This window comes from Bradyrhizobium sp. Leo170, from assembly GCF_004296405.1.
Lineage (GTDB): Bacteria > Pseudomonadota > Alphaproteobacteria > Rhizobiales > Xanthobacteraceae > Bradyrhizobium.
The window spans coordinates 1-4,633 of record NZ_PSRR01000488.1 but is presented as its reverse complement, the minus strand read 5'-3'; the positions used below and the strand labels follow the sequence as shown (position 1 = coordinate 4,633).

General features: G+C 61.2%; 3 protein-coding genes. All 3 read left to right on the top strand.

Going from position 1 to position 4,633, the window contains the following annotated elements:
- Window positions 1–98 precede the first annotated feature (98 nt).
- On the top strand, window positions 99–3,251 hold the full coding sequence (locus CWO89_RS40980; RefSeq protein WP_130583933.1) for a DUF2169 family type VI secretion system accessory protein: 3,153 nt from the start codon (window positions 99–101) through the stop codon (window positions 3,249–3,251).
- Complete coding sequence (locus tag CWO89_RS40975; RefSeq protein ID WP_130583932.1) at window positions 3,241–4,317, top strand: pentapeptide repeat-containing protein; 1,077 nt, start codon at window positions 3,241–3,243, stop codon at window positions 4,315–4,317. Before CWO89_RS40980 ends, CWO89_RS40975 begins: the two co-directional genes overlap by 11 nt.
- A gap of 4 nt (window positions 4,318–4,321) precedes the next feature.
- On the top strand, window positions 4,322–4,633 hold a 312-nt coding region (locus CWO89_RS40970), incomplete at its 3' end, for a DUF4150 domain-containing protein (RefSeq protein ID WP_165421544.1).

Here is a 4,633-nt window from a genome sequence, read left to right as displayed (position 1 = left end):
TTGGCATGTGACATAACGACGCGTTTGGATGTTGAGACCGAAAGTCCGTCACGTTCGAGAAATATTGGTAAAACACAAAAATCGTCTCGGCAGGCTTCATGCCCATTCTTGTAAAGCCCCGCACACTGGGTCTGTTGACCAAATGCGAGCGTCGTCCTCCAGGGGCGAGCCTCATCATTTCGGTCTTCGCGATGTTCGACCTCGCCAACCCGGGCGCCGATCGTCTGCTGGGCGAGCAGGAGCTTTGGGTGATGGCCGCGAAGGAGCTTCCACCCGGCACCCCTCTCGACATCGGCATGCCCAAGCCGCAAGCCGAGTTGCTCATCGCCGGACATGCCGCGGCGCCTGAGGGACGGCCGACCGAGCGCATGATGTTGGGCTGGACGCTCGGACCGATCCAGAAGCACCTTCTGGTGACGGGCGACCGCTATTGGCAGATGACCACCTCCGGATGGCGACCGACAGAAGTGCAACCATTCCAGCAAATGCCGCTCACGGGCCAACGCGCCTTTGGTGGGCCCGGCTACACGGCGAACCAGGTCGGCGCCGGCCATGAGGCTCTCCGCCGCAGCATGGCCGGCGAACTGGTGGCCCTGCCCAACGTCGAAAGCCCCGAGCATGCTATTCAGTTCATCGACGCGATCGCACCGCCCGCAACCTTCGGACCAATGGCGCTTGATAGCAATGAGCGCATACAGTATGCGGGAACCTATGATGCCACGTGGCTGCAATCAGTTGCCCCCGCTCTAGCGAGCGATGCCGATCCGCGCCTTTTTCTGTTCGCTCCGCCAGACCAGCGCTTGAGCGGCTTCATCTGCGGCGGAGAACCCTACGCGCTGCAGAACTTCTCCGCCGAGCATCCGTTGATCGAAGGCCGCCTGCCAACCTTTCGCGTGCGCTGCTTCATCGGCTGGCGCGATGCGATGCGTGGCGTCACGGAACTGCAGACGTACATCGATACCCTGTGGCTGTTCGCGGGAGCCCGCCGCGGCGTCATGATCTATCGCACCGCGATTGCCGTGCAGGAATTGGACGGCAGCGACGTTGGCGACATTATGGTCGCTTACGAGCAACAAGGCGAGCCAGCGCGGCCGTTCGATCATTATCTGAATGTCCGGCGGCTGCGGCTGGACCCGGCGAGCGCCCCACGCTATGCGTTTTCGGAACATCAAATTGCCCCTGAGATGTCGGCTGCCGAGCGCGAACGTCGCACAGCTCGGCGTCGGCATCTGGCCGAACAGCGCGCAACGCGACAGCTGGCCTCCATGCGCTGGGCGCTCGATCAGGAGTGCGCACGCATTGAGCTCCCGCCTTCGCTGCGTCCGAGGATCGAGATACCGTCGATCGAACCATCGGGCATTCCCGAATTGTTGCCGGAGGAATTCGAGAGCGGCGAGATCGAATTGTCCGCGATACTCGACGCGCTGGAGACGGTCCAGGCAACGGCAGAATCCGATGTCGACAGGCTTGACGCTCAATATCGACCGATACGTGGAGCCTATGAAAAGCTTGCTAGCGGAAACGCCGCATCGAGCGATATCGACGCCTTGCTTGCCGCAATCTCGGCCACGGACGCCGCGCAGTCGATGGACGCAAGCTTTGAGCAGGCCTCGCCATTCCCTCAGCTGCCGGATACTGATCCGGGCCTCATAAAGGATATCGAAGACAAGTTCGCTCGGGCGAAAGACTGGCGCGGCGATGTCCTTGGTACAGCAACGCAACCGCTCGACGAGCACAAACAATTCGAACTTGCGCATGCTCGTTTCTTTGACTTGGCGGCGGGAGGGCCGCTCGAGCCGATACGCAACGCGATATCGGACGACGCCTTTTTGCTTCCCGATATCCCTGAGCTGGACCTGACGGAAAAATCGCCGAGCGTCACGCCAGAGGCGCCGCAGCGCTTGACCATTGACGAGATACTGGCGCAGATCGACGCCTCCGATCCACCGCCTGACGCCGCCCAACGAGCGCGTACGGCACTCACCGATGCTGAAGCGGCGCTCAGAAGGGTCCTTCCTGCGCCACTGTCCGATGATCGCGCGCCGTTTGAGGCCTTGAGTGCACCCCATCAAGGGGCAAACAGTGACGAGCCCGGAGCAGGGATCGCCGCAGCGAAGACAGAAACTACGAAAGCGGTGACCGTCCTACGGACCGAGATCGACAAAGCGGAAGGTCAATTGGCAGCCGGCACGGCCGCGGCAAGGCTCGCCTCACCCAAGCCGCTCAAGCCTGAAACGGTGCTGGCGCCGGCTGTCGCACGCGCGCTGGGCGATCTGGTGGAAGAGGAGTTCCGACGCGGCGGCCTGGTTGCTGGTCGGGATCTCGCCGGCGCCGACCTCTCGGGGCGAAGGTTCGCGAACGCGGACTTCTCCGGCGCCTTCCTTGAAGGCGCGAAGCTGAACGGGAGCAACCTGGCCGGTGCGAAACTGATGAAAGCCGCACTGACCGGCGCAACGCTCATCAACGCTGATTTAAGCGCGACCGATCTCACCGAAGCCAATCTCGGTGAAGCCGACTGCCGTGGAACACGTTTCGCGGGCAGCCGGCTTGTGCGCACCAATCTTCTCGGCGCGCGCATGGTGGGCGCATGCTTCGACCACGCGCATCTTGGCGAGCTCCAGATTTTGCGGGTACCGATGATCGGGGCGACCCTCCGCTCTGCGCAAATACGTGAATGCTCCTTTATCAAAGCCGCGCTCGATAACACGGATTGGGGGGACACCGTCCTTCAGCGCGGACAATTCATGGATCTCTCGTTATCTCGTGCGAGCTTTGCTGGCGCGCGACTAGAGCAAACCTGCTTTCTCAAGGTGACAGCGGCCCTACTCGATCTCTCGAACGCGCGATTTGACCAAGTCAGCTTCATCGGCGACGTCGATCTGCGCGACGCCCGGTTCGGCCGCAGCAGCGCCGAGGCGCTCTCCTTTCAGACGGCCGACCTCAGTGGCGCCGACTTCACCATGGCTCGACTGAACGGTGCCTATTTCGGCAAGTCGACGCTGGCGCGCGCCACCTTCCGAATGACCTCGCTGAAACGCGCGGTCTTCACCGGCAACGATCTGCGCGGCAGCGACTTCTATGCGGCCAACCTGCTCGAGGCGCATCTCAACCAGGCCAACCTGGCCGGCGCCAGTCTGCGCGCTGCAAATCTCTATGGCGCAGACCTGATGGATGCTTCCTTGGTCGCGACCGATTTGAGCAACGCAAATATCGACCGCACCGTCCTGATGGTCACACGCCATGTCAATTGATCTCCTATTGCAGTCGATCGACCATCAGTTCCCCGTACGCGAAGCTAACCTCGATGGCGAGACGCTATCTGGACTACGCCTGAACGATGGCGTTGTGCTGAGTTCCTCTTTTCGCGGCAGCCAGTTCACGCATGCCCGCCTGACCGGCATGACGTTTCAGGACTGCGATTTCAGCGGCGCTTCCTTCGCCGATGCTTACCTTGACAAATGCATATTTGTCGATTGCCACGCTGGCGGATCCGACTGGCGGCGGGCGCGCTTGACCCACTCGACGTTCATGACATCAGATTTCAGCCATAGCGACTTCGGCGAGACGCGGCTGAGCCAGACGACAGCGATGCGTTGCGTGTTGGCCCGGACGATTCTGAGCAAGGCCACTCTCTCTCAAAGCGCTCTCATGGATTGCGACCTCGCCAATGTCGTGCTCGACAACGCCACGCTGACGAACGCCGCTATAACCCAGGCCGATTTGCGTAGTGCACAGCTCACGGGACTGCGCTGCGACACAATCCATTTCTCCGAATGCGATCTGTCGGAGCGGGATCTCTCCGGGCTGATGCTCGCGCGAGCGAACCTGAGCGGTGCCAAGCTGCGAGGAGCAAACCTATCCGGAACAGACCTGTCCGGTTCGATATTGACGGGCGCGAGCCTCGTGGGTGCCGACCTCTCCGGCGCGATCGCCCCGAACACACTGTTCGTCAGGGCTGACCTGCGAACCGCAAAATTGCGCAATGCCAATTTGACGCAATCCATCTTCGCCGAAGCGTGTCTGGACGGTTGCGATCTTTCCGGCACTCAATTGGGAACAGCCGTTTTCACACGTGCATCGGCCAGGTGGGCCTCGTTTGCCGGCGCCGATATGTCCTACGCGCTGATGCACCACGCCATGGTCGATGGCAGCGACTTTTCCGGCTCGCGATTTCTGCGCACTGACTTTCACTGCGCGTCGACCGAAGGCAGTCGGTTCGTGACTCAGCGTGGGAGTGTCTTAAACACTGTGCCGGAACGCGCCGTCGCCGAACTCTATGATCCAAGCCGCGTCATCCCTCTCTATGGAGCGAGCTAAACAAATGAGCTTTGTCAATTCAAGTGGCCCGATGTCGGCGGAAGATCAAGCGTTTCCCGACGTCTGCAACACACCATCCGGACTCGCCGTTGTGTCCACCCCCTATCCAAACGTCGCTATGAACACGACGGCTATTCCTACGCAGTCTCGGTGCCTGATCATGTGTATGCCTGCACACAACATGACGACCGAGCGGGCGACATCGATGGGTGATAGCCCAGGTGTGGCCCTCGGCGTCATCTCTGGCCTTGTCATGGGTCCGGGCCGCGCCAAAGCGGGATCGGACAATTTGTCAATCGGTGGGTCACCGGCAACC